General features: G+C 59.4%; 19 protein-coding genes. 16 read left to right on the top strand and 3 right to left on the bottom strand.

Going from position 1 to position 21,627, the window contains the following annotated elements; translation table 11 throughout:
* The first annotated feature begins 9 nt into the window (after window positions 1–9).
* The 8 genes from nuoG (at window position 10) to nuoN (ending at window position 10,035) form a co-directional block, all read left to right on the top strand.
* On the top strand, window positions 10–2,733 hold the full coding sequence (nuoG, locus tag APT89_RS06480; RefSeq protein ID WP_060571948.1) for an NADH-quinone oxidoreductase subunit NuoG: 2,724 nt from the start codon (window positions 10–12) through the stop codon (window positions 2,731–2,733).
* Window positions 2,730–3,707: an NADH-quinone oxidoreductase subunit NuoH gene (nuoH, locus tag APT89_RS06485; protein ID WP_008500211.1), complete on the top strand. Its 978-nt coding sequence runs from the start codon at window positions 2,730–2,732 to the stop codon at window positions 3,705–3,707. The genes nuoG and nuoH overlap by 4 nt, the downstream gene beginning before the upstream one ends.
* A 13-nt stretch (window positions 3,708–3,720) precedes the next feature.
* A complete protein-coding gene (gene nuoI / locus APT89_RS06490) occupies window positions 3,721–4,263 on the top strand; it encodes an NADH-quinone oxidoreductase subunit NuoI (protein WP_003861491.1) in 543 nt (180 codons plus the stop codon).
* Between the two features lie 10 nt (window positions 4,264–4,273).
* A complete protein-coding gene (nuoJ, locus tag APT89_RS06495) occupies window positions 4,274–4,828 on the top strand; it encodes an NADH-quinone oxidoreductase subunit J (protein ID WP_008500212.1) in 555 nt (184 codons plus the stop codon).
* A complete protein-coding gene (gene nuoK, locus APT89_RS06500; RefSeq protein ID WP_003861496.1) occupies window positions 4,825–5,127 on the top strand; it encodes an NADH-quinone oxidoreductase subunit NuoK in 303 nt (100 codons plus the stop codon). The genes nuoJ and nuoK overlap by 4 nt, the downstream gene beginning before the upstream one ends.
* A complete protein-coding gene (gene nuoL, locus APT89_RS06505) occupies window positions 5,124–6,965 on the top strand; it encodes an NADH-quinone oxidoreductase subunit L (protein WP_028013930.1) in 1,842 nt (613 codons plus the stop codon). Before nuoK ends, nuoL begins: the two co-directional genes overlap by 4 nt.
* 76 nt (window positions 6,966–7,041) lie before the next feature.
* Window positions 7,042–8,571: an NADH-quinone oxidoreductase subunit M gene (gene nuoM, locus APT89_RS06510; protein ID WP_008500214.1), complete on the top strand. Its 1,530-nt coding sequence runs from the start codon at window positions 7,042–7,044 to the stop codon at window positions 8,569–8,571.
* A gap of 6 nt (window positions 8,572–8,577) precedes the next feature.
* Window positions 8,578–10,035, top strand: coding sequence for an NADH-quinone oxidoreductase subunit NuoN (gene nuoN, locus APT89_RS06515; protein ID WP_028013929.1), 1,458 nt, complete (start codon window positions 8,578–8,580; stop codon window positions 10,033–10,035).
* Between the two features lie 102 nt (window positions 10,036–10,137).
* On the opposite strand, the gene APT89_RS06520 is transcribed toward nuoN, so the two are convergent.
* Entirely contained in the window at window positions 10,138–11,142 is a 1,005-nt protein-coding gene (locus APT89_RS06520) for a chemotaxis protein (RefSeq protein ID WP_028013927.1), read from the bottom strand.
* Window positions 11,143–11,206: 64 nt separating this feature from the next.
* The gene (gene rbn / locus APT89_RS06525) at window positions 11,207–12,124 is read right to left on the bottom strand and encodes a ribonuclease BN (RefSeq protein ID WP_028013926.1); all 918 of its coding nucleotides are present in this window, start codon (window positions 12,122–12,124) and stop codon (window positions 11,207–11,209) included.
* Window positions 12,125–12,195: 71 nt separating this feature from the next.
* Between rbn and APT89_RS06530 the strand changes: the two genes are divergently transcribed.
* The 8 genes from APT89_RS06530 to menE all read left to right on the top strand — a co-directional run bounded on the left by APT89_RS06530 (window position 12,196) and on the right by menE (window position 20,106).
* The gene (locus APT89_RS06530; RefSeq protein WP_045629890.1) at window positions 12,196–12,657 is read left to right on the top strand and encodes a GNAT family N-acetyltransferase; all 462 of its coding nucleotides are present in this window, start codon (window positions 12,196–12,198) and stop codon (window positions 12,655–12,657) included.
* Window positions 12,658–12,710: 53 nt separating this feature from the next.
* Entirely contained in the window at window positions 12,711–13,016 is a 306-nt protein-coding gene (gene elaB / locus APT89_RS06535) for a stress response protein ElaB (RefSeq protein ID WP_028013924.1), read from the top strand.
* Window positions 13,017–13,101: 85 nt separating this feature from the next.
* Entirely contained in the window at window positions 13,102–14,397 is a 1,296-nt protein-coding gene (menF, locus tag APT89_RS06540) for an isochorismate synthase MenF (protein ID WP_045259697.1), read from the top strand.
* 88 nt (window positions 14,398–14,485) lie between these two features.
* Complete coding sequence (gene menD, locus APT89_RS06545; RefSeq protein ID WP_060571949.1) at window positions 14,486–16,156, top strand: 2-succinyl-5-enolpyruvyl-6-hydroxy-3-cyclohexene-1-carboxylic-acid synthase; 1,671 nt, start codon at window positions 14,486–14,488, stop codon at window positions 16,154–16,156.
* Window positions 16,153–16,929, top strand: a complete 777-nt coding sequence (gene menH, locus APT89_RS06550) for a 2-succinyl-6-hydroxy-2,4-cyclohexadiene-1-carboxylate synthase (RefSeq protein WP_060571950.1) — start codon at window positions 16,153–16,155, stop codon at window positions 16,927–16,929. The genes menD and menH overlap by 4 nt, the downstream gene beginning before the upstream one ends.
* Window positions 16,926–17,783 carry a 1,4-dihydroxy-2-naphthoyl-CoA synthase gene (menB, locus tag APT89_RS06555; RefSeq protein WP_028013920.1) on the top strand — a complete coding sequence of 286 codons (858 nt, stop codon included), beginning with the start codon at window positions 16,926–16,928 and terminating at the stop codon, window positions 17,781–17,783. Before menH ends, menB begins: the two co-directional genes overlap by 4 nt.
* On the top strand, window positions 17,783–18,748 hold the full coding sequence (menC, locus tag APT89_RS06560; RefSeq protein ID WP_060571951.1) for an o-succinylbenzoate synthase: 966 nt from the start codon (window positions 17,783–17,785) through the stop codon (window positions 18,746–18,748). Before menB ends, menC begins: the two co-directional genes overlap by 1 nt.
* Window positions 18,745–20,106, top strand: coding sequence for an o-succinylbenzoate--CoA ligase (gene menE, locus APT89_RS06565; RefSeq protein WP_060571952.1), 1,362 nt, complete (start codon window positions 18,745–18,747; stop codon window positions 20,104–20,106). Before menC ends, menE begins: the two co-directional genes overlap by 4 nt.
* On the opposite strand, the gene APT89_RS06570 is transcribed toward menE, so the two are convergent.
* Window positions 20,107–21,621 carry a tripartite tricarboxylate transporter permease gene (locus APT89_RS06570; RefSeq protein WP_041908947.1) on the bottom strand — a complete coding sequence of 505 codons (1,515 nt, stop codon included), beginning with the start codon at window positions 21,619–21,621 and terminating at the stop codon, window positions 20,107–20,109. It abuts the gene before it with no gap.
* Window positions 21,622–21,627 lie beyond the last annotated feature (6 nt).

The raw sequence follows: 21,627 nt of genomic DNA on the forward strand, positions 1-21,627 counted from the left end.
AGCATGCTAATGGCTACGATTCATGTAGACGGCAAAGAATACGAAGTCAACGGGGCGGACAACCTGCTGGAAGCTTGTCTGTCTCTTGGCCTCGATATTCCGTACTTTTGCTGGCATCCGGCGCTGGGCAGCGTCGGTGCTTGCCGCCAGTGTGCGGTGAAGCAATATCAAAACGCGGAAGACACGCGTGGTCGCCTGGTGATGTCCTGTATGACGCCAGCCACCGAAGGCACTTTTATTTCGATTGATGACGAAGAAGCCAAACAGTTCCGCGAAAGCGTGGTGGAGTGGTTGATGACCAACCACCCGCACGACTGTCCGGTTTGTGAAGAGGGCGGTAACTGCCACCTTCAGGATATGACCGTGATGACCGGTCACAGCTTCCGTCGCTATCGCTTTACCAAGCGTACCCACCGTAACCAGGATCTGGGGCCGTTCATCTCTCACGAAATGAACCGCTGCATCGCCTGCTATCGCTGCGTGCGTTACTACAAAGACTATGCAGACGGTCAGGATCTGGGCGTGTATGGCGCGCATGACAACGTCTACTTCGGTCGTCCGGAAGACGGCGTGCTGGAGAGCGAATTCTCCGGTAACCTGGTAGAAATCTGCCCGACCGGCGTCTTCACGGATAAAACCCACTCCGAGCGTTACAACCGTAAATGGGACATGCAGTTTGCGCCAAGCATCTGCCAGCAGTGTTCCCTCGGCTGTAACACCAGCCCGGGTGAGCGCTACGGCGAACTGCGTCGTATCGAGAACCGCTACAACGGTACCGTTAACCACTACTTCCTGTGCGACCGCGGTCGTTTCGGCTATGGCTATGTGAACCTGAAAGACCGTCCGCGTCAGCCGGTTCAGCGCCGTGGCGACGACTTCATTACCCTGAACGCAGAACAGGCGATGCAGGGCGCGGCAGATATTCTGCGCCAGTCGAAGAAAGTGATCGGCATCGGCTCCCCGCGCGCCAGCATCGAAAGCAACTTCGCGCTGCGCGAGCTGGTTGGAGCGGAAAACTTCTACACCGGCATCGCTCAGGGCGAGCAGGAACGTCTGCAGCTGGTACTGAAAGTGTTGCGTGAAGGCGGTATCCATACCCCTGCGCTGCGCGAAATTGAATCCTATGATGCGGTTCTGGTGCTGGGTGAAGACCTGACGCAGACCGGCGCCCGCGCGGCCCTGGCGGTTCGTCAGGCGGTGAAGGGTAAAGCACGTGAAATGGCAGCGGCGCAGAAAGTGGCTGACTGGCAGATTGCGGCGATCCTCAACATCGGCCAGCGCGCGAAGCATCCTCTGTTTGTGACTAACGTCGACAATACCCGTCTGGACGATATCGCGGCGTGGACCTACTGCGCGCCGGTTGAAGACCAGGCGCGTCTTGGCTTTGCCATTGCCCACGCGCTGGACAACAGCTCACCGGCCGTTGAGCTGGATCGCGACCTGCAAAACAAGGTCGACGTGATTGTTCAGGCCCTCGCAGGTGCGAAGAAACCGCTGATTATCTCCGGAACCAACGCCGGTAGCGCTGAAATCATTCAGGCCGCCGCGAACGTTGCCAAAGCCCTGAAAGGCCGCGGTGCAGACGTCGGCGTGACCATGATTGCCCGTGCGGTAAACAGCATCGGTCTGGGCATGATTGGCGGCGGCTCGCTGGAAGAAGCGTTAAGCGAACTGGAATCCGGTTCCGCTGACGCCGTGGTGGTGCTGGAAAACGATCTGCATCGTCATGCGTCTGCCGCTCGCGTTGATGCCGCGCTCTCCAAAGCGCCGCTGGTGATGGTCATTGACCATCAGCGCACCGCGATCATGGACAAAGCGCACCTGGTGCTCTCTGCGGCAAGCTTCGCAGAAAGCGACGGTACCGTTATCAACAACGAAGGCCGCGCCCAGCGTTTCTTCCAGGTTTATGACCCGGCGTACTACGACAGCAACACCGTGATGCTGGAAAGCTGGCGCTGGCTGCACTCCCTGCACAGCACCGTGCAGAGCCGTGAAGTGGACTGGACGCAGCTCGACCACGTTATCGACGCGGTGGTGGAAAAACTGCCTCAGCTGGCAGGCATTAAAGATGCCGCGCCTGAAGCAAGCTTCCGCATCCGCGGCCAGAAGCTGGCGCGTGAACCGCACCGCTACAGCGGCCGTACCGCCATGCGCGCCAATATCAGCGTGCACGAACCGCGCCAGCCGCAGGATAAAGACACCATGTTCGCCTTCTCCATGGAAGGGAACAACCAGCCGTCTGCCCCGCGTTCGCAAATTCCGTTCGCATGGGCTCCGGGCTGGAACTCCCCGCAGGCGTGGAACAAGTTCCAGGCTGAAGTGGGCGGCTCCCTGCGCCACGGCGATCCGGGCGTGCGTCTGATTGAAGCTTCCGAAACCGGTCTGGACTTCTTCACCACCGTACCGGCGAGCTTCCAGGCGCAGGACGGTAGCTGGCGTATTGCCCCGTACTACCACCTGTTCGGTAGCGATGAGCTGTCCCAGCGTTCACCGGTCTTCCAGACCCGTATGCCGCAGCCTTACATCAAGCTCAACCCGGCGGATGCCGCGAAGCTTGGCGTTAACGCGGGCGCGAACATCGCCTTTAGCTATGACGGCCAGAGCATCAGCCTGCCGCTGATTATTTCTGAAAATCTGACAGCAGGGCAGGTCGGTCTGCCGATGGGTATGCCTGGCATCGCGCCGGTTCTGGCGGGTGCGCGTCTTGATAATCTGCAGGAGGCAAAAGCATGAGTTGGTTAACGCCGGATCTTATCGACATCCTGCTGAGCATTCTGAAAGCGATTGTTATCCTGCTGGTGGTGGTCACCTGCGGCGCGTTCATGAGCTTTGGTGAACGTCGTCTTCTCGGTCTGTTCCAGAACCGTTACGGACCGAACCGCGTGGGCTGGGGTGGTTCACTCCAACTGGTGGCGGACATGATCAAGATGTTCTTTAAAGAGGACTGGATCCCGCGCTTCTCGGATCGCGTGATCTTTACTCTGGCACCGATGATCGCCTTCACCTCGCTGCTGCTGGCGTTTGCTATCGTTCCGGTCAGCCCGACCTGGGTGGTCGCTGACCTGAACATCGGCATTTTGTTCTTCCTGATGATGGCAGGCCTTGCGGTTTACGCGGTGCTGTTCGCAGGCTGGTCCAGTAACAACAAATACTCGCTGCTGGGTGCGATGCGTGCTTCCGCGCAGACGCTGAGCTACGAAGTGTTCCTGGGGCTCTCCCTGATGGGCGTGGTGGCGCAGGCCGGTTCATTCAACATGACCGACATCGTCAATAATCAGGCCGACATCTGGAACGTTATCCCGCAGTTCTTTGGGTTTATTACCTTTGCTATCGCGGGCGTGGCCGTGTGTCACCGTCACCCGTTTGACCAGCCGGAAGCCGAACAGGAACTGGCAGACGGTTACCACATTGAATATTCCGGCATGAAGTTCGGTCTGTTCTTTGTGGGCGAGTACATCGGTATCGTCACCATTTCCGCGTTGATGGTAACGCTGTTCTTTGGTGGCTGGCATGGCCCGTTCTTACCGCCGTTCATCTGGTTCGCGCTGAAAACCGCGTTCTTCATGATGATGTTCATTTTGATTCGCGCAGCGTTACCGCGTCCACGTTATGACCAGGTAATGTCCTTCGGCTGGAAAGTGTGCCTGCCGCTGACGCTCGTCAACTTGTTGGTAACGGCAGCTGTCATTCTCTGGCAGCAGCCATAAGGGGCTATAGACCATGACCTTAAAAGAATTACTGGTAGGTTTCGGTACCCAGGTACGCAGTATCTGGATGATCGGCCTGCACGCGTTTGCTAAACGCGAAACCCGGATGTACCCGGAAGAGCCGGTATATCTGCCGCCGCGCTACCGTGGCCGTATCGTGCTGACGCGCGACCCGGACGGTTCCGAGCGCTGCGTTGCCTGTAACCTGTGTGCGGTAGCGTGTCCGGTCGGCTGTATCTCTCTGCAGAAAGCCGAGACGGTAGACGGCCGCTGGTACCCTGAGTTCTTCCGCATCAACTTCTCACGCTGCATTTTCTGCGGTCTGTGTGAAGAAGCGTGCCCAACCACGGCGATTCAGCTGACTCCAGACTTCGAGCTGGGTGAGTACAAGCGTCAGGACCTGGTGTACGAGAAAGAGGATCTGCTGATTTCCGGTCCGGGCAAATACCCGGAATATAACTTCTACCGGATGGCGGGTATGGCAATCGACGGCAAAGATAAGGGCGAAGCAGAGAACGAAGCTAAGCCTATCGACGTCAAGAGCCTGTTACCGTAAGGAGAGGGCAATGGAATTCGCTTTTTATATCTGTGGCCTTATCGCCATCCTGGCTACGCTGCGAGTGATTACGCACACCAATCCGGTGCATGCGCTGCTGTACTTAATCATTTCGCTGCTGGCCATTTCCGGGGTGTTCTTCGCACTGGGCGCGCACTTCGCCGGTGCGCTGGAGATCATCGTTTACGCCGGGGCCATCATGGTGCTGTTTGTGTTCGTAGTGATGATGCTGAACCTGGGCGGCTCTGAAATTGAGCAGGAACGTCAGTGGTTAAAACCGCAGGTGTGGATTGGCCCGGCAATTTTGTCGGCCATCATGCTGGTGGTGATCGTTTACGCCATTCTGGGCGTGAACGATCAGGGCATCGACGGCACGCCAATTGGTGCGAAAGAGGTGGGTATCACGCTCTTTGGCCCATACGTTCTGGCGGTGGAACTGGCCTCTATGCTTCTGCTGGCAGGCCTGGTTGTGGCTTTCCACGTTGGCCGCGAAGAGCGTGCTGGCGAGGTGCTGAGCAACCGCACTGACGACCGCGCGAAAAGAAAAACGGAGGAGCGCGCATGATCCCCTTAACACATGGACTGATCCTCGCTGCGATTTTATTCGTTCTGGGTCTGACCGGTCTGGTTATCCGCCGCAATCTGCTGTTTATGCTGATCGGTCTGGAAATCATGATTAACGCCTCCGCGCTGGCCTTCGTGGTCGCCGGAAGCTACTGGGGCCAGACCGATGGTCAGGTGATGTACATTCTCGCCATCAGCCTCGCGGCTGCTGAAGCGAGTATTGGCCTGGCGCTGTTGCTGCAGCTCCATCGTCGCCGCCAGAATCTGAACATCGATTCAGTAAGTGAGTTGCGTGGATGAACATGCTTGCCTTAACCATTATTTTTCCGCTGATTGGCTTCGTGCTGCTGGCGTTTTCTCGCGGCCGCTGGTCTGAAAACCTGTCCGCGACCGTTGGCATGGGCTCTGTCGGCCTGGCTGCGCTGGTCACAGCGTATGCGGGTATCGACTTCTTTAACAACGGACGCCAGCCTTTCAGCGTGCCGCTGTGGACCTGGATGTCGGTCGGTGATTTCAACATCGGTTTCAACCTGGTGCTGGACGGCCTCTCGCTGACCATGCTCTCCGTGGTCACCGGCGTCGGCTTCCTGATCCACATGTTCGCCTCCTGGTATATGCGCGGTGAAGAGGGTTACTCCCGCTTCTTCGCCTACACCAACCTGTTTATTGCCAGCATGGTCGTTCTGGTTCTGGCCGATAACCTGCTGCTGATGTATCTGGGCTGGGAAGGCGTGGGCCTGTGCTCTTACTTGCTGATCGGTTTCTACTATACCGATCCGAAGAATGGCGCAGCGGCCATGAAAGCGTTCGTCGTGACCCGCGTGGGTGACGTCTTCCTCGCGTTCGCGCTGTTCATTCTCTACAACGAACTGGGCACGCTGAACTTCCGCGAGATGGTGGAACTGGCGCCAGCACACTTCGAGGCAGGCAATAACATGCTGTGGTGGGCAACGCTGATGCTGCTGGGTGGTGCCGTGGGTAAATCCGCGCAGCTGCCGCTGCAGACATGGCTGGCCGACGCGATGGCGGGTCCAACCCCTGTCTCCGCGCTGATCCACGCCGCGACCATGGTCACCGCCGGTGTTTACCTGATTGCGCGTACTCATGGCCTGTTCCTGATGACTCCGGAAATTCTGCATCTGGTGGGTATCGTCGGTGCGGTCACGCTAGTGCTGGCAGGCTTTGCCGCGCTGGTTCAGACCGACATCAAGCGCGTTCTCGCGTACTCCACCATGAGCCAGATTGGTTACATGTTCCTGGCGCTGGGTGTTCAGGCGTGGGACGCGGCCATTTTCCACCTGATGACGCACGCGTTCTTCAAAGCGCTGCTGTTCCTCTCATCCGGTTCGGTGATTCTGGCCTGCCATCACGAGCAGAACATCTTCAAGATGGGCGGACTGCGTAAGTCCATCCCGCTGGTCTACGTCTGCTTCCTGGTGGGCGGCGCGGCGCTGGCGGCACTGCCGCTGATCACCGCGGGCTTCTTCAGTAAGGACGAAATCCTTGCGGGTGCCATGGCGAATGGTCATATCAATCTGATGGTTGCGGGTCTGGTCGGTGCGTTCATGACTTCCCTGTATACCTTCCGTATGATTTTCATCGTATTCCACGGTAAAGAACAAATTCACGCTCACGCAGGGAAGGGGATTACCCACCACCTGCCGCTGATTGTGCTGCTGGTACTGTCCACCTTCGTTGGCGCGATGATTGTGCCACCGTTGCAGGGCGTACTGCCAGACACCACCGAGCTTGAGCACGGTCGCGTTCTGACGCTTGAAATCACCTCCGGTGTGGTCGCTATCGCGGGTATCCTGATTGCGGCATGGCTGTGGCTGGGCAAACGTACGCTGGTCACTGCCGTGGCCAACAGTGCGCCGGGCCGCCTGCTGGGCACCTGGTGGTACAACGCGTGGGGCTTTGACTGGCTGTACGACATGATCTTCGTTAAGCCGTTCCTGGGCGTTGCGTGGCTGCTGAAGCGCGACCCGCTGAACAGCCTGATGAACATCCCGGCAATCCTCTCCCGCTTTGCAGGTAAAGGCCTGCTGTACAGCGAGAACGGTTACCTGCGCTGGTATGTGGCGTCCATGAGCATCGGTGCGGTTGTGGTGCTGGCGCTGCTGATGGTATTGCGTTGATCGTTAAGTGAATTTTATTCGAATTCGTTGAAAATCAGGCCCCTGCTGGGGGCCTTAAAAAGGAATGTAAATCGCCATGTTACTACCCTGGCTAATATTAATTCCCTTCATCGGCGGCTTCCTGTGCTGGCAGACCGAACGCTTTGGCGTGAAGATGCCGCGCTGGATCGCGCTGATCACCATGGGATTGACGCTCGCGCTTGGCCTGCAACTGTGGTTGCAGGGCGGTTACTCACTGACCCAGTCTGCGGGCATTCCGCAGTGGCAGTCTGAGTTTATCCTGCCGTGGATCCCGCGTTTCGGCATTACGATCCACCTGGCGATTGACGGTCTGTCGCTGCTGATGGTGGTGCTGACCGGTCTGCTCGGCGTTCTGGCGGTACTCTGCTCCTGGCGAGAAATCGAAAAATACCAGGGCTTCTTCCACCTGAACCTGATGTGGATCCTGGGCGGCGTGATCGGCGTGTTCCTTGCCATCGACATGTTCCTGTTCTTCTTCTTCTGGGAGATGATGCTGGTGCCGATGTACTTCCTGATCGCGCTGTGGGGCCACAAGGCGTCCGACGGTAAAACGCGTATCACGGCGGCAACCAAGTTCTTCATCTATACCCAGGCGAGCGGTCTGGTAATGCTGATTGCCATTCTGGCGCTGGTGTTCGTTCATCACAACGCAACCGGCACCTGGACCTTCAACTACGAAGACCTGCTGAAGACCCCGATGTCACACGGCGTTGAATACCTGCTGATGCTGGGCTTCTTCATTGCCTTCGCGGTGAAAATGCCGGTGGTTCCTCTGCACGGCTGGCTGCCAGACGCGCACTCCCAGGCACCAACGGCGGGTTCCGTTGACCTGGCGGGCATCCTGCTGAAAACGGCGGCCTACGGTCTGCTGCGTTTCGCACTGCCGCTGTTCCCGAATGCCTCCGCGGAGTTCGCACCGATTGCCATGTGGCTGGGTGTGATCGGTATCTTCTACGGTGCCTGGATGGCCTTCACGCAATACGACATCAAGCGTCTGATTGCTTATACCTCCGTTTCCCACATGGGCTTCGTGCTGATTGCTATCTACACCGGCAGCCAGCTGGCGTACCAGGGCGCGGTGATCCAGATGATTGCGCACGGTCTGTCCGCAGCCGGTCTCTTCATCCTGTGCGGCCAGCTGTACGAACGTCTGCACACCCGCGACATGCGTATGATGGGTGGTCTGTGGAGCAAAATTAAGTGGCTGCCAGCGCTCTCCATGTTCTTCGCGGTGGCTACCCTGGGGATGCCGGGTACCGGTAACTTCGTCGGCGAATTCATGATTCTGTTCGGCAGCTTCAAAGTGGTACCGGTGATTACCGTGATCTCCACCTTTGGTCTGGTGTTCGCTTCCGTGTACTCGCTGGCGATGCTGCACCGCGCTTACTTCGGTAAAGCGAAGAGCGAAATTGCTGCACAAGAACTGCCGGGGATGTCGCTGCGTGAGCTGTTCATCATCCTGCTGCTGGTCGTACTGCTGGTGCTGTTGGGCTTCTTCCCGCAGCCGATTCTGGATACCTCGCACAGCGCGATGGGCAATATCCAGCAGTGGTTTGTTAATTCTGTTTCTACTACAAGGCCGTAATTCGCCATGACAATAACTCCACAACAACTGATCGCGCTGCTACCGCTGCTGATCGTCGGATTGACGGTGGTGGTTGTGATGCTCTCCATTGCGTGGCGACGCAATCACTTCCTGAATGCCACGCTGTCGGTCATCGGCCTGAATGCCGCGTTAGTCTCACTCTGGTTTGTTGGCCAGGGCGGGGCGATGGACGTCACCCCGCTGATGCGCGTTGACGGTTACGCCATGCTGTATACCGGGCTGGTGCTGCTGGCGAGCCTGGCAACCTGTACCTTTGCTTACCCGTGGCTCGAAGGCTACAACGACAACAAAGAAGAGTTTTACCTGCTGGTACTGATTGCCGCGCTGGGCGGCATTCTGCTGGCGAATGCCAACCATCTGGCCGCGCTGTTCCTCGGTATTGAGCTGATCTCTCTGCCGCTGTTCGGCCTGATTGGTTACGCCTTCCGTCAGAAGCGCTCTCTGGAAGCGAGCATCAAGTACACCATTCTGTCTGCTGCCGCGTCGTCCTTCCTGCTGTTTGGTATTGCGCTGCTGTACGCACAGTCCGGTAACCTCTCCTTCATGGCGCTCGGCAAGAGCCTCGGCGACGGCATGCTGCATGAGCCGCTGCTGCTGGCGGGTCTGGGCATGATGATCGTTGGCCTCGGCTTCAAGCTCTCTCTGGTTCCGTTCCACCTGTGGACGCCAGACGTATACCAGGGTGCGCCTGCACCGGTCTCTACCTTCCTGGCGACGGCGAGCAAAATCGCTATCTTCGGTGTGGTCATGCGTCTGTTTCTGTACGCGCCGGTGGGTGATAGTGAAGCCGTTCGCGTGGTGCTGGGCATCATCGCGTTCGTCTCCATCATCTTCGGTAACCTGATGGCGCTGAGCCAGACCAACATCAAGCGTCTGCTGGGCTACTCGTCCATCTCTCATCTGGGCTACCTGCTGGTGGCGCTGATTGCGCTGCAGAGCGGTGAGATGTCGATGGAAGCCGTAGGCGTGTATCTGGCCGGTTACCTGTTCAGCAGCCTCGGCGCCTTCGGCGTGGTGAGCCTGATGTCCAGCCCGTACCGTGGTCCGGATGCCGATTCACTGTTCTCCTACCGTGGTCTGTTCTGGCACCGTCCAATTCTGTCCGCGGTAATGACCGTGATGATGCTCTCTCTGGCGGGTATCCCGATGACGCTGGGCTTTATCGGTAAGTTCTACGTGCTGGCCGTCGGTGTGCAGGCGCACCTGTGGTGGCTGACTGCCGGTGTCGTTATCGGCTCCGCGATTGGTCTGTACTACTACCTGCGTGTGGCCGTGAGCCTGTACCTGAGCGCGCCTCAGCAGCTTAACCGTGATGCTCCAGGCAACTGGCAGTACAGCGCCGGTGGTATCGTAGTGCTTATCTCCGCGCTGCTGGTGCTGATCTTCGGTATCTATCCGCAGCCGCTGATTGATATCGTGCAGCGAGCGATGCCATTAATGTAAAAACAAAAAACCCGCCTCGGCGGGTTTTTTATGGTTTGCGCCCTCTCCCTGTGGGTGTACAGTGGGAGAGGGATGGGGTGAGGGCACCAGCCCGCACAGGACTTAAGCCAGCTGCTTCCGGCTAATCAACGGCCCGCCAATCTTCTTCATCGAACGATCCAGCACTTCCTCAATCACCGACGACAGCTCGTTCAGCTCAAACTTCGCCACGTACCCGTCCGCCTTCACCTTGCGAATATGATCTTCGTTGGCGTTGCCGGAAAGGGAGGAGTGGATCACTACCGGAATATCCTTCAGAACCGGGTCGGTTTTGATTTTGCGCGTCAGCGTAAATCCGTCCATCTCCGGCATTTCGAGGTCGGTCAGCACCAGAGCGATCTTATCGGTGATCGGCACGCCCTCAGCCTGCGCCTGCGCGGCCAGCACGCCAATTTTTTCCCACGCGTCTTTGCCGGTGATGTGCAGCTGCGCTGGGATCTCCATCGCCTGCAGACCTTTCTCCAGCATCGAACGCGCCACTTTGGAATCTTCCGCCACAATCGCGACTGCGCCCGGCTTGATGTTGAACTTGGTGGTTTTCAGATTGGTGGCGTGCAGATCGTGGTTGGCTGGGGTGATGTCATACAGGATCTGCTCAACGTCCAGCACCATCGCCAGATCGTTGGTATCCGTTTTCTCATCCAGGCAGGCAATGCTGGTGATATAGCGGCCGCTGACGGCCGTTTCCGCCGCGTGCACCTGCTTCCAGTCCAGACGCATGATGTTTTCAACCGACTCCACGGCAAAGGCCTGCACGCTGCGGGCATATTCGGTGATAAGCAGGATGTTCAGCCCGGTGGTAGGCTTACAGCCCGCCACGGCGGCCAGGTCGATCACCGGGATCACCTGATCGCGAATATTCACCATCCCCATCAGCGGTGATTTCATCCCGGCGGGTTTTGTGAATTCCGGCATCGGCACAATTTCACGCAGCTTAAAGACGTTAATGCCAAACAGCTCGGATTTATTTTCGTTCAGAGAGGTGCCAAGACGGAACAGCAACAATTCAAAACGGTTCGACAGGGTGAGATTCGCCCTGTCATCAATATCTTTCTGGAAATTATCCATTCTACCCTCGAGAGAAATGCTGACCTTTTAATCGTTATCGGCATTCTGAGAGAAAAATGAAGGGCTAAACGCTGACCTTAGCGAAATCTTCGGCCAGCTCGCACGCCGGGAACACCGCCAGGCACTCTGCCAGCAGGCTTGCACACCCCCGCGCGTCGTAGCGGGAACTGACGTGAGTGACGATCAGCCTCCCGACGCCTGCGTCGCGGGCAAGCTGCGCCGCCTGACGCGTTGAGCTATGGCCGCGGCCGTTGGCTTTCTCTTCCATCGCCGTTTCCAGCGTGGCTTCGTGCACCATCACGTCAACGCCCCGGGCAAGCTGAAGGGCGGCAGGGCACGGGGCCGTGTCGCCAAAGATAGCCAGCTTCTTGCCCGGCTCGGGCGCGGCGAGATAATCCTGACCGTTGATGACGCGACCGTCCTCCAGCGTGACGGTCTCGCCGTGCTTCAGGCGCTGGAACAGCGGTCCGGGTTTTACGCCAGCGGCCATCAGCGCGGCGGCGTCCAGCGCGCCGGGTTTGTCATGCGCTTCTATGCGATAGCCATAGCACTCAACGGGATGATTCAGCGGCTGAGCGCTCACCTTATAATCACCGTCATCGAAAACCAGGCCTTCGCTAATCTCAACGATCTCCAGCGGATAATCCGTCCATGATCCGCTCAGGCGCAGCGCGGTTTCAACAAATTCACGCACACCCGCAGGACCGTAAATCGTCAGCGGATTGGCGTTGCCGGCCATGGAGCGGCTGCACAGCAGGCCCGGCAGGCCAAACAGATGGTCGCCGTGCAGGTGAGTAATAAAAATTTTATCCAGCTTGCCGGGGTGATACGCGGTGTGCAGCAGCTGATGCTGCGTCCCTTCACCGCAGTCAAACAGCCACAGCCCGCCGCGGGTGGGGTGCTTAAGATCCAGCAGAATTGCCGTCACGTTTCGTGAGCGGGTTGGCACGCCAGCGGACGTACCCAGAAAAATCAGTTCCATAACGCAATCAGCCCTTTGCCGAACGGGGAGGGGTTTAGTATAACGTGATGAACCCCAGGAAGGAGAAAGAGATGATCCAGTGGCAAGATTTACATCATAGTGAGCTCACCGTTCATTCGCTCTACGCGCTGCTTAAACTGCGCTGCGAAGTGTTTGTGGTTGAACAGACGTGCCCGTATCAGGACATCGACGGCGATGACCTCGTTGGCGAAAACCGCCATATCCTCGGCTGGAAGGATAACGAGCTGGTGGCGTATGCGAGGATTCTGAAAAGCGAGGACGATGTCGAGCCCGTGGTGATAGGCCGCGTCATTATCAGCGGTAACGCTCGGGGTGAGAAACTGGGCTATCAGCTGATGGAAAAAACGCTGGAGTCATGCCAGAAACAGTGGCCGGACAAGGCGTTATACCTGGGCGCGCAGGCGCACCTGCAATCCTTCTACGGTCATTTCGGTTTTATGCCGGTCACCGACATCTACGACGAAGACGGTATTCCGCACATCGGCATGGCGCGGGAAGCGAAACAGGCGTAATGGCGCGTCGTTGTCTATAGTTAGCGGACTGGTGTACTAACATGGAGAAAAATATGTCATTTCAATCCTGGGATACCCGTATCGACGACGACCTGACCTTACTGAGCGAAACGCTGGAAGAGGTGTTACGTTCCTCGGGCGACCCTGCCGATCAGAAATATATCGAGCTGAAAGCCCGTGCCGAGCAGGCGCTCCACGACGTTAAAAACCGCGTCAGCCATGCGTCTGATACTTACTACTACCGCGCCAAAAAAGCGGTTTATCGTGCCGATGATTACGTCCATGAAAAACCGTGGCAGGGCATTGGGGTGGGCGCAGCCGTAGGGCTGGTGCTGGGTCTGCTGCTGGCCCGTCGTTAAGCCGTTTAACCACTCCCTATACGTGGGTACTGATATTTCTTATGGTACCCCGTATAATATGAGGTTTTAACAGGGAGAGGTTCGCGTGAATTCGATTTTCCTCGCGCTGGAACAATTGCGTAGCCATCTTTCGCAAGCGTTACCTGCCACATCCGGCCTGCGTCATTTCGACGTCTCTTTCCCGTTAAACGATGCCTTCGATCCCCTTGCCTGGCTGGGCGAGCAGCAGTGCTATCCTCAGTTTTACTGGCAACAGCGTAACGGCGATGAAGAGCTGGCCGCGCTGGGAGCGGTGGTCCAATTCTCCTCTCTGGCGTTAGCCTCGCAGTTTTTAAGTGCGCAACACGCCCCTGAAGATACCCGAATCTGCGGCCTGAACGCGTTTAACCCGGAGCAGGGCAGCCTCTTTTTACCGCGTCTGCTGTGGCGACGTACCGCTGGCAACGCCACGTTGCGTCTGCAGCTGTGGAGCGACAGCTCGCTTGAGGACGATGCCGACACCGCGCGGGCGTTCTTACAGCAACTGCTTCCCGCCAGACCGATCCGTCCGCTCTCCGTGCAGGTTGAGCGCGAAACCCATCACCCGGAAAAACCGCAATGGCTTAGCCTTATCGGCAAAGCGACAGAGACGATTGCACGCGGTGATTTCGAAAAGGTCGTTCTCGCCCGAGCAACCGACCTGCAGTGTAAACAGCGCGTTAACCCCGTCGCGCTGATGGCCGCCAGCCGCGCCCTGAATTTAAACTGCTATCATTTCTGCATGATATTCGACGCCAGCAACGCGTTTCTCGGCTCCACGCCCGAGCGTCTCTGGCGGCGGCGCGGCAAGCTGCTGCGCACCGAAGCGTTGGCGGGCACCGTCGCCAGCCATACTGACGATAAACAGGCGCAGCGTCTGGGCGAGTGGCTGCTGAATGACGATAAAAACCAGCGCGAAAATATGCTGGTGGTGGAAGATATCTGCCAGCGTCTTCAACACCATACGCAGACGCTGGAGGTGTTGCCGGCTCAGGTCGTCCGCCTGCGCAAAGTGCAGCACTTACGCCGCTGTATCTGGACCGAGCTCAAGCAGGCCGACGATGAGCTGTGCCTGCACGTGCTACAGCCGACGGCGGCGGTTGCCGGGCTTCCGCGACAGCCAGCGCGCGAGTTTATTCAGCACGTTGAACCCTTTAACCGCGAGTGGTACGCCGGTTCGGCCGGGTATTTATCCCCCGAACAAAGCGAATTCTGCGTGGCGCTGCGCTCGGCGCGCGTACAGGAAGACGCTCTGCGGCTTTACGCTGGAGCGGGCATTGTCAGCGGCTCTGACCCGGAGCAGGAGTGGCAGGAGATCGAAAACAAAGCCGCCGGATTGCGCTCTCTGCTCCTAAGGGATTAATACTGATTCGCGCAATCCCGATTCATATCAAAATTCCAATTTTTTCTATTATTTATACTGTGTCGCATTCTTGATACCGGACAATCTCATGTCAGTAAGTTCTTTTAACCGACGCTGGGCGGCGGTGATCCTTGAAGCCCTGACGCGCCATGGCGTCAGGCACGTGTGTATTGCACCGGGTTCTCGCTCAACGCCGCTGACGCTGGCGGCGGCTGAAAACCGGGCGTTTGTTCACCACACCCACTTTGACGAGCGAGGTCTGGGACATCTCGCGCTCGGGCTGGCGAAGGTAAGCAAAGAACCCGTGGCGGTGATTGTCACTTCCGGTACCGCCGTGGCGAACCTCTATCCGGCCCTGATTGAAGCCGGGTTAACCGGTGAAAAACTGATCCTGCTGACGGCCGACCGTCCGCCTGAGCTAATCGACTGCGGCGCCAATCAGGCCATTCGCCAGCCCGGACTTTTTTCTACGCACCCTTCGCAGACGGTTTCGTTACCGCGTCCCACCCAGGATATTCCTGCAAGCTGGCTGGTCTCCACCGTCGATCACGCCATGGCGACATTGCGCAGCGGGGCGCTGCATATCAACTGCCCGTTTGCCGAACCGCTGTACGGCGAGCTGGACGATACCGGCCTTGACTGGCAGCGGTCGCTCGGCGAATGGTGGCAGAGCGAAAAGCCGTGGCTGCGCGAGCAGACGCATCTTGAGAGCGCGAAACAGCGCGACTGGTTCTTCTGGCGGCAGAAGCGAGGCGTGGTCATCGCCGGGCGCATGAGCGCCGCCGAAGGCAGGCTGGTCGCCGAATGGGCGCAAACCCTCGGCTGGCCGCTGATTGGCGACGTGCTTTCCCAGACCGGCCAGCCGCTGCCGTGCGCCGATCTCTGGCTGGGTAACGCGAAAGCGGTTACTGAGCTTTCGCAGGCGCAGATTGTGGTCCAGATCGGCGCAAGCCTGACCGGAAAACGTCTGCTGCAGTGGCAGGCGACCTGCACGCCGGAAGAGTACTGGGTGGTGGACGCACTGGAAGGGCGGCTCGACCCGGCGCACCATCGCGGCCGTCGTCTGGTGAGCAAAATTGATAGCTGGCTGGAACTGCACCCGGCGGAAAAACGTCAGCCCTGGGCGGTGGCGATCCCTGAGCTGTCGCGTCAGGCGTGGGAAATCACCAAAGCGCGCTGTGAGACATTCAGCGAGGCCGGGCTGGCGCACCGTATTCGCCAATACCTGCCGGAACAAGGGCAGCTGTTTGTCGGCAACAGCCTGGTCGTGCGGCTGATCGATGCCTTTTCGCAGCTGCCGGCGGGCTACCCGGTGTACAGCAACCGTGGTGCCAGCGGCATCGACGGGCTGATCTCGACGGCAGCGGGGGTGCAGCGCGCCAGCGCGAAATCGACGCTGGCGATCGTGGGCGATCTCTCCGCGCTCTACGATCTCAACGCGCTGGCGCTACTGCGTCAGGCGTCCGCGCCGTTTGTGCTGATTGTGGTCAACAACAACGGTGGGCAGATTTTCTCCCTGTTGCCAACGCCCCAGAGCGAGCGCGAGCGCTTCTACCTGATGCCGCAGAACGTGCAGTTTGAACACGCCGCGGCGATGTTCAGCCTGAAATACCATCGCCCGGAAAGCTGGGAACAGCTGGAAGCGGCGTTAAGCACCGCCTGGAAGCAGCCGGGCGCGACGCTGATTGAGCTGGTGGTGAACGAGGCCGACGGCGCGCAGACCCTGCAAAGCCTGCTGGCGCAGGTGAGCCAGCTGTGATCCTCTCGGGCGTGCAGCAGGCCGGAAAACCAGGCTATCCCTGGCTGGTCTTTTTGCACGGTTTTTCCGGCGACTGCCGCGAGTGGCAGGCTGTCGGGAAGCAACTCGGCGAGTATTCCCGGCTCTATCTTGACCTGCCGGGCCACGGTGAGTCCGGGAATATTGCCGTGACGGGGTTCGACGAGATGAGCACGTTACTTACCCGAACTCTGCTTAGTTACAACATACTGGACTACTGGCTGGTGGGGTACTCCCTCGGTGGCCGCATTGCGATGTTTCATGCCTGCCAGCAGCCAAAGGGGCTGCTGGGGGTGATCGTTGAAGGTGGACATCCGGGCCTGCAGGATGAGGATGAGCGTCACGCACGGTGGACATCCGACCACCGCTGGGCGACGCGTTTTCGCACCGAACCGCTGGAAAAGGTCTTTACCGACTGGTATCAACAGCCGGTATTTGCTTCCCTCATTGACCACCAGCGCAAGGCGCTTATCGCCCTGCGCAGCCAGAACAACGGCGCGACGCTGGCGAAGATGCTCGAAGCAACGTCGCTGGCCGTGCAGCCCGATTTGCGTGCCGCGATTAGCGTATGCAATTTCCCTTTTGACTATCTCTACGGTGAACGTGACCAGAAGTTCGCGGCCCTGGCCGCTGAACTGGACGCCGTTCGCCATGCGATTCCAAACGCCGGACACAACGCCCACCGGGAAAACCCCGACGCGGTTGCCGCGAGTCTGGCTCAGATACTGCGTCTTCGAATAAAGGACACTCTATGATCTATCCTGATGAACACATGCTTTATGCGCCGGTTGAATGGCAGGACTGCTCCGAAGGCTACACCGACATTCGTTACCACAAATCCGCCGACGGCATTGCCAAAATCACCATCAACCGTCCGCAGGTGCGTAACGCCTTCCGTCCGCTGACCGTCAAAGAGATGATTCAGGCCCTGGCGGATGCGCGCTACGACGACAGTATCGGCGTGATCGTGCTGACCGGTGAAGGCGAGAAGGCCTTCTGCTCCGGTGGCGATCAGAAGGTGCGCGGCGACTACGGCGGATACCAGGACGATGCGGGTACGCACCACCTGAACGTCCTCGATTTCCAGCGCCAGATCCGCACCTGCCCGAAACCGGTGGTGGCGATGGTGGCGGGCTATTCCATCGGCGGCGGCCACGTGCTGCACATGATGTGCGACCTGACCATCGCTGCTGAAAACGCCATCTTCGGCCAGACCGGCCCGAAAGTGGGCTCCTTCGACGGCGGCTGGGGTGCCTCTTACATGGCGCGCATCGTCGGGCAGAAAAAAGCCCGCGAAATCTGGTTCCTGTGCCGCCAGTACAACGCACAGGAAGCGCTGGATATGGGCCTGGTGAATACCGTGGTGCCGCTTGCCGATCTCGAAAAAGAGACCGTGCGCTGGTGCCGAGAGATGCTGCAAAACAGCCCGATGGCGCTGCGTTGCCTGAAAGCGGCACTTAATGCCGACTGTGACGGTCAGGCGGGTCTGCAGGAGCTGGCGGGTAACGCCACCATGCTGTTCTACATGACCGAAGAGGGTCAGGAAGGGCGCAACGCGTTCAACGAAAAACGCCAGCCAGACTTCAGCAAATACAAACGGAACCCGTAATGCGTCGCGCGCAGGTTTACCGCTGGCAGATACCGATGGACGCGGGCGTGGTGCTGCGTGAACGGCGGTTAAAAACCCGTGACGGCTTCTTTGTGCATCTTCATCAGGACGAGCAGGAAGGCTGGGGCGAGATTTCGCCTCTGCCGGGCTTTAGTCTGGAGTCGCTGGATGACGCGCAGTCTGCATTGCTGGCGTGGGTCAAGGCGTGGCGTGAGGGCGCAAACCCGGCATTACCGGACGCGCGTTCCGCCGCCTTTGGCATCAGCTGCGCGCTGGCGGAGCTGGACGGTAGCCTGCCGGAAGAGGCTAACTATCGCGCGGCACCGCTCTGCACGGGCGACCCGGACGAGCTGTTCGCGCTGCTCGCCGCCATGCCGGGCGAGAAAGTGGCGAAAATCAAAGTCGGTCTCTACGAAGCGGTGCGTGACGGCATGGTCGCCAACTTGCTGCTGGAAGCAATCCCCGATCTGCACCTGCGTCTGGATGCCAACCGCGCGTGGACGCCGCTTAAGGCGCAGCAGTTCGCCAGGTACGTCAACCCGGCGTACCGCAGCCGCATTGCCTTCCTCGAAGAACCGTGCAAAACCCGCGATGACTCGCGCGCCTTTGCCCGCGAAACGGGGATCGCCATCGCCTGGGATGAAAGTCTGCGCGAGGACGATTTTGAATTTGTCGCCGAGCCCGGCGTCAGCGCGGTGGTGATTAAGCCGACGCTAACCGGCAGCCTGGCGAAGGTGCGCGAGCAGGTCTCGGCGGCGCACGCGCTGGGGCTGACGGCGGTGATCAGCTCGTCGATAGAGTCCAGCCTGGGGCTGACCCAGCTGGCGCGCATTGCCGCCTGGTTAACGCCGGACACGGTTCCCGGCCTCGACACGCTGAACCTGATGCAGGCTCAGCTTCTCCGCGAGTGGCCTGCCAGCACGCTGCCGTGCCTCGACGCAGAGGCGCTGGAGCCGTTGCTATGAGTTTTACCGACTGGCCCTGGCGTCACTGGCGCGCGCTTTTTGCCGATAATCAGGCCCTGAGGCTGAATGATGACGCGCTCACCTGGCAGCAGTTGTGTGTGCGCGTCGACCGCCTTGCGGCAGGGTTTCACCAGCAGGGCGTGGCGGAGGGCGACGGCGTACTGCTGCTGGCCTATAACCACCCGCAAACGCTGCTGGCATGGCTGGCGCTGCTTCAGTGCGGGACACGTATTCTTCCCGTTAATCCGCAGCTGCCGCGCCCGCTGCTCGACGTGCTGATCCCGCAGATGACGCTGCGCTTTGCGCTGGTGCTGGACGGCAGCTACGACGGCCTTCACGGCCTGAGCATGTGCGAGCCAGCAGATGCGTACTGCGCTGCGTGGCAGCCGTCGCGGCTGGCCACCATGACGCTCACCTCCGGCTCCACCGGGCTGCCGAAGGCGGCGGTGCATACCTGCGCCGCCCATCTTGCCAGCGCCCGCGGCGTGCTGTCGCTGATGCCCTACGGGGATAATGACGACTGGCTGCTTTCGCTGCCGCTGTTTCACGTTTCAGGCCAGGGGATTTTATGGCGCTGGCTGCAGGCCGGTGCGCGCTTAACCGTGCGCGAGAAGCAGCCGCTGGAGCAGGCGCTACGCGGCTGCACCCACGCCTCGCTGGTGCCGACCCAGCTCTGGCGTCTCCTCAATAGCGAAAGCCACATCGCACTGAAAGCGGTGCTGCTCGGCGGGGCGGCCATTCCCGTAACGCTGACGCAAAAGGCCCGGGAACAGGGCGTTCGGACGTACTGCGGCTACGGCCTCACCGAGTTTGCCTCTACCGTCTGCGCAAAAGAGGCTGACGGCGATCCGGACGTGGGCCGTGCGCTGCCGGGCAGAGAGGTGCAGGTCGTTAACGGTGAAGTCTGGATCAAAGCGCAGAGCATGGCTTCCGGCTACTGGCGGGACGGCGCCCTGATACCGCTGACCAACGCGCAGGGCTGGTTTGCCACTCGCGATCGCGGGGAATGGCATGGCGACCGTCTGACGATTTTAGGCCGCATGGACAATCTCTTTTTCAGCGGTGGAGAGGGGATCCAGCCGGAATCGCTGGAGCGCGTTATCGCCGCGCACCCGCAGATTAACCAGGTTTTTATCGTCCCGCTGGATGACGCCGAGTTTGGACAGCGTCCGGTGGCGGTGGTGGAGTGCGAGCCGGGAACGGATATCACCCGTTTCCCGACCTGGGTACAGGGCAGGCTGGCGCGCTTTGAGCAGCCCGTTCACTGGCTGGTGCTGCCGGCTGAGCTAAAAAATGGCGGGATTAAGATCTCCCGCCAGGCGTTAAAGCAGTGGGTCAATGCCCAGCTGTCCGTATAGTTAGCCGATATCCGGCTCCGGTTTGCGCTGGCGACGACGCAGCAGGCGCAACACCGGCGGCACCACAATCACCATGACCGCGAGCGCTAACAGAACCTTCGCGACGCTGCTGTCCCACAGTATCGACACATTACCGTTGCTGATGGACAGGGCGCGGCGCAGGTTCTGCTCCAGCATCTCACCCAGCACAAAGCCCAAAATCAGCGGAGACATTGGGAAGTGCATTTTTCGCAAGATGTAGCCGAACACGCCGAGGACCACCATCAGCACCAGGTCAAACGTGGTGCTGTGCACCGCGTAAACCCCCACCGCAGAGACGGCGGCAATGGCGGGCACCAGGAACCACAGCGGAATCGTCAGCATGCGGGTGAACAGCCCAATCAGCGGGATATTCATCACCAGTAGCATGACGTTGGCGATCAGCAGCGCGGCAATCAGCCCCCAGACAATATCAGGCTGCTCGGTAAACATCGCCGGGCCGGGCGTGATGTTATAGAGCGTCAGCGCGCCCATCATCACCGCCGTGGTGCCGGATCCCGGCACGCCCAGGGTCAGCATCGGGATAAACGAGCCGCAGGCCGAGGCGTTATTGGCCGCCTCAGGCGCGGCGACGCCGCGAATATCGCCTTTACCAAAGCTGTCGCTATTGCCGCTGAGCTTCTTCTCGGTCATGTAGGTGATGGCGCTGGCGATAGTGGCCCCGGCGCCCGGCAGGATGCCGACGAAGAAGCCAATCACCGACGAGCGCAGCGTGGCGCCGATGCACTGCGCGCCCTCTTTAGCGCTAAAGAGCATCCGGCCGGTTTTGCGCACCAGCGTCTGCCCGCTGCTGGTATGCTCCAGCATCAGTAAGATCTCAGAGACAGAGAACAGGCCGATCACGACGACAATGAACTGCACGCCATCGGACAGGTGAACGCTGTCGAAGGTAAAGCGATAGACCCCGGTGTTGGCATCCACGCCGACGGTGGCTAACCCTAAGCCAATCAGCGCGGATAAAAACGACTTCAGCGGATTTTGCGCCATCATGCTGCCGAGGCAGGCAATGGCGAACACCATCAGGGCAAAATATTCTGCCGGACCAAACGCCAGCGACCACTGGGCCAGCGCAGGAGCGAACAGAATGATGCCGCCAATGGCAATCAGTGAGCCAAAGAATGAACTGACCGCAGAGATGGAGAGCGCCACACCGCCGCGTCCCTGCCGCGCCATTGGGTAGCCGTCCAGCGCGGTCATGATCGCCGCCGCATCCCCCGGCACGTTAAGCAGGATCGACGAAATGCGTCCGCCATATTCACAGCCGATGTAGACCGTTGCCAGCAGGATCAGTGCCGATTCCGCAGGCAGATGCAGGGCAAACGCCAGCGGGAGTAAAATCGCCACGCCGTTGATCGGCCCAAGGCCCGGCAGCAGGCCGACAATCGTGCCCACGAAACAGCCGATCAGGGCGATCACCAGGTTTTCCGGGGTCATCGCCACGGCGAACCCCTGCGAGAGGTAAATCCAGGTATCCATAGCGTG

This window comes from Enterobacter sp. 50588862, assembly GCF_001462935.1.
Taxonomy (GTDB): domain Bacteria; phylum Pseudomonadota; class Gammaproteobacteria; order Enterobacterales; family Enterobacteriaceae; genus Enterobacter; species Enterobacter bugandensis.

Excerpts from the sequence above, each read along its gene's own strand:
- nuoG (WP_060571948.1), top strand. The coding sequence starts at position 10 with ATGGCTACGATTCATGTAGACGGCAAAGAATACGAAGTCAACGGGGCG.
- nuoH (WP_008500211.1), top strand. The coding sequence starts at position 2,730 with ATGAGTTGGTTAACGCCGGATCTTATCGACATCCTGCTGAGCATTCTG.
- nuoI (WP_003861491.1), top strand. The coding sequence starts at position 3,721 with ATGACCTTAAAAGAATTACTGGTAGGTTTCGGTACCCAGGTACGCAGT.
- nuoJ (WP_008500212.1), top strand. The coding sequence starts at position 4,274 with ATGGAATTCGCTTTTTATATCTGTGGCCTTATCGCCATCCTGGCTACG.
- nuoK (WP_003861496.1), top strand. The coding sequence starts at position 4,825 with ATGATCCCCTTAACACATGGACTGATCCTCGCTGCGATTTTATTCGTT.
- nuoL (WP_028013930.1), top strand. The coding sequence starts at position 5,124 with ATGAACATGCTTGCCTTAACCATTATTTTTCCGCTGATTGGCTTCGTG.
- nuoM (WP_008500214.1), top strand. The coding sequence starts at position 7,042 with ATGTTACTACCCTGGCTAATATTAATTCCCTTCATCGGCGGCTTCCTG.
- nuoN (WP_028013929.1), top strand. The coding sequence starts at position 8,578 with ATGACAATAACTCCACAACAACTGATCGCGCTGCTACCGCTGCTGATC.
- APT89_RS06520 (WP_028013927.1), bottom strand. The coding sequence starts at position 11,142 with ATGGATAATTTCCAGAAAGATATTGATGACAGGGCGAATCTCACCCTG.
- rbn (WP_028013926.1), bottom strand. The coding sequence starts at position 12,124 with ATGGAACTGATTTTTCTGGGTACGTCCGCTGGCGTGCCAACCCGCTCA.
- APT89_RS06530 (WP_045629890.1), top strand. The coding sequence starts at position 12,196 with ATGATCCAGTGGCAAGATTTACATCATAGTGAGCTCACCGTTCATTCG.
- elaB (WP_028013924.1), top strand. The coding sequence starts at position 12,711 with ATGTCATTTCAATCCTGGGATACCCGTATCGACGACGACCTGACCTTA.
- menD (WP_060571949.1), top strand. The coding sequence starts at position 14,486 with ATGTCAGTAAGTTCTTTTAACCGACGCTGGGCGGCGGTGATCCTTGAA.
- menB (WP_028013920.1), top strand. The coding sequence starts at position 16,926 with ATGATCTATCCTGATGAACACATGCTTTATGCGCCGGTTGAATGGCAG.
- menC (WP_060571951.1), top strand. The coding sequence starts at position 17,783 with ATGCGTCGCGCGCAGGTTTACCGCTGGCAGATACCGATGGACGCGGGC.
- menE (WP_060571952.1), top strand. The coding sequence starts at position 18,745 with ATGAGTTTTACCGACTGGCCCTGGCGTCACTGGCGCGCGCTTTTTGCC.
- APT89_RS06570 (WP_041908947.1), bottom strand. The coding sequence starts at position 21,621 with ATGGATACCTGGATTTACCTCTCGCAGGGGTTCGCCGTGGCGATGACC.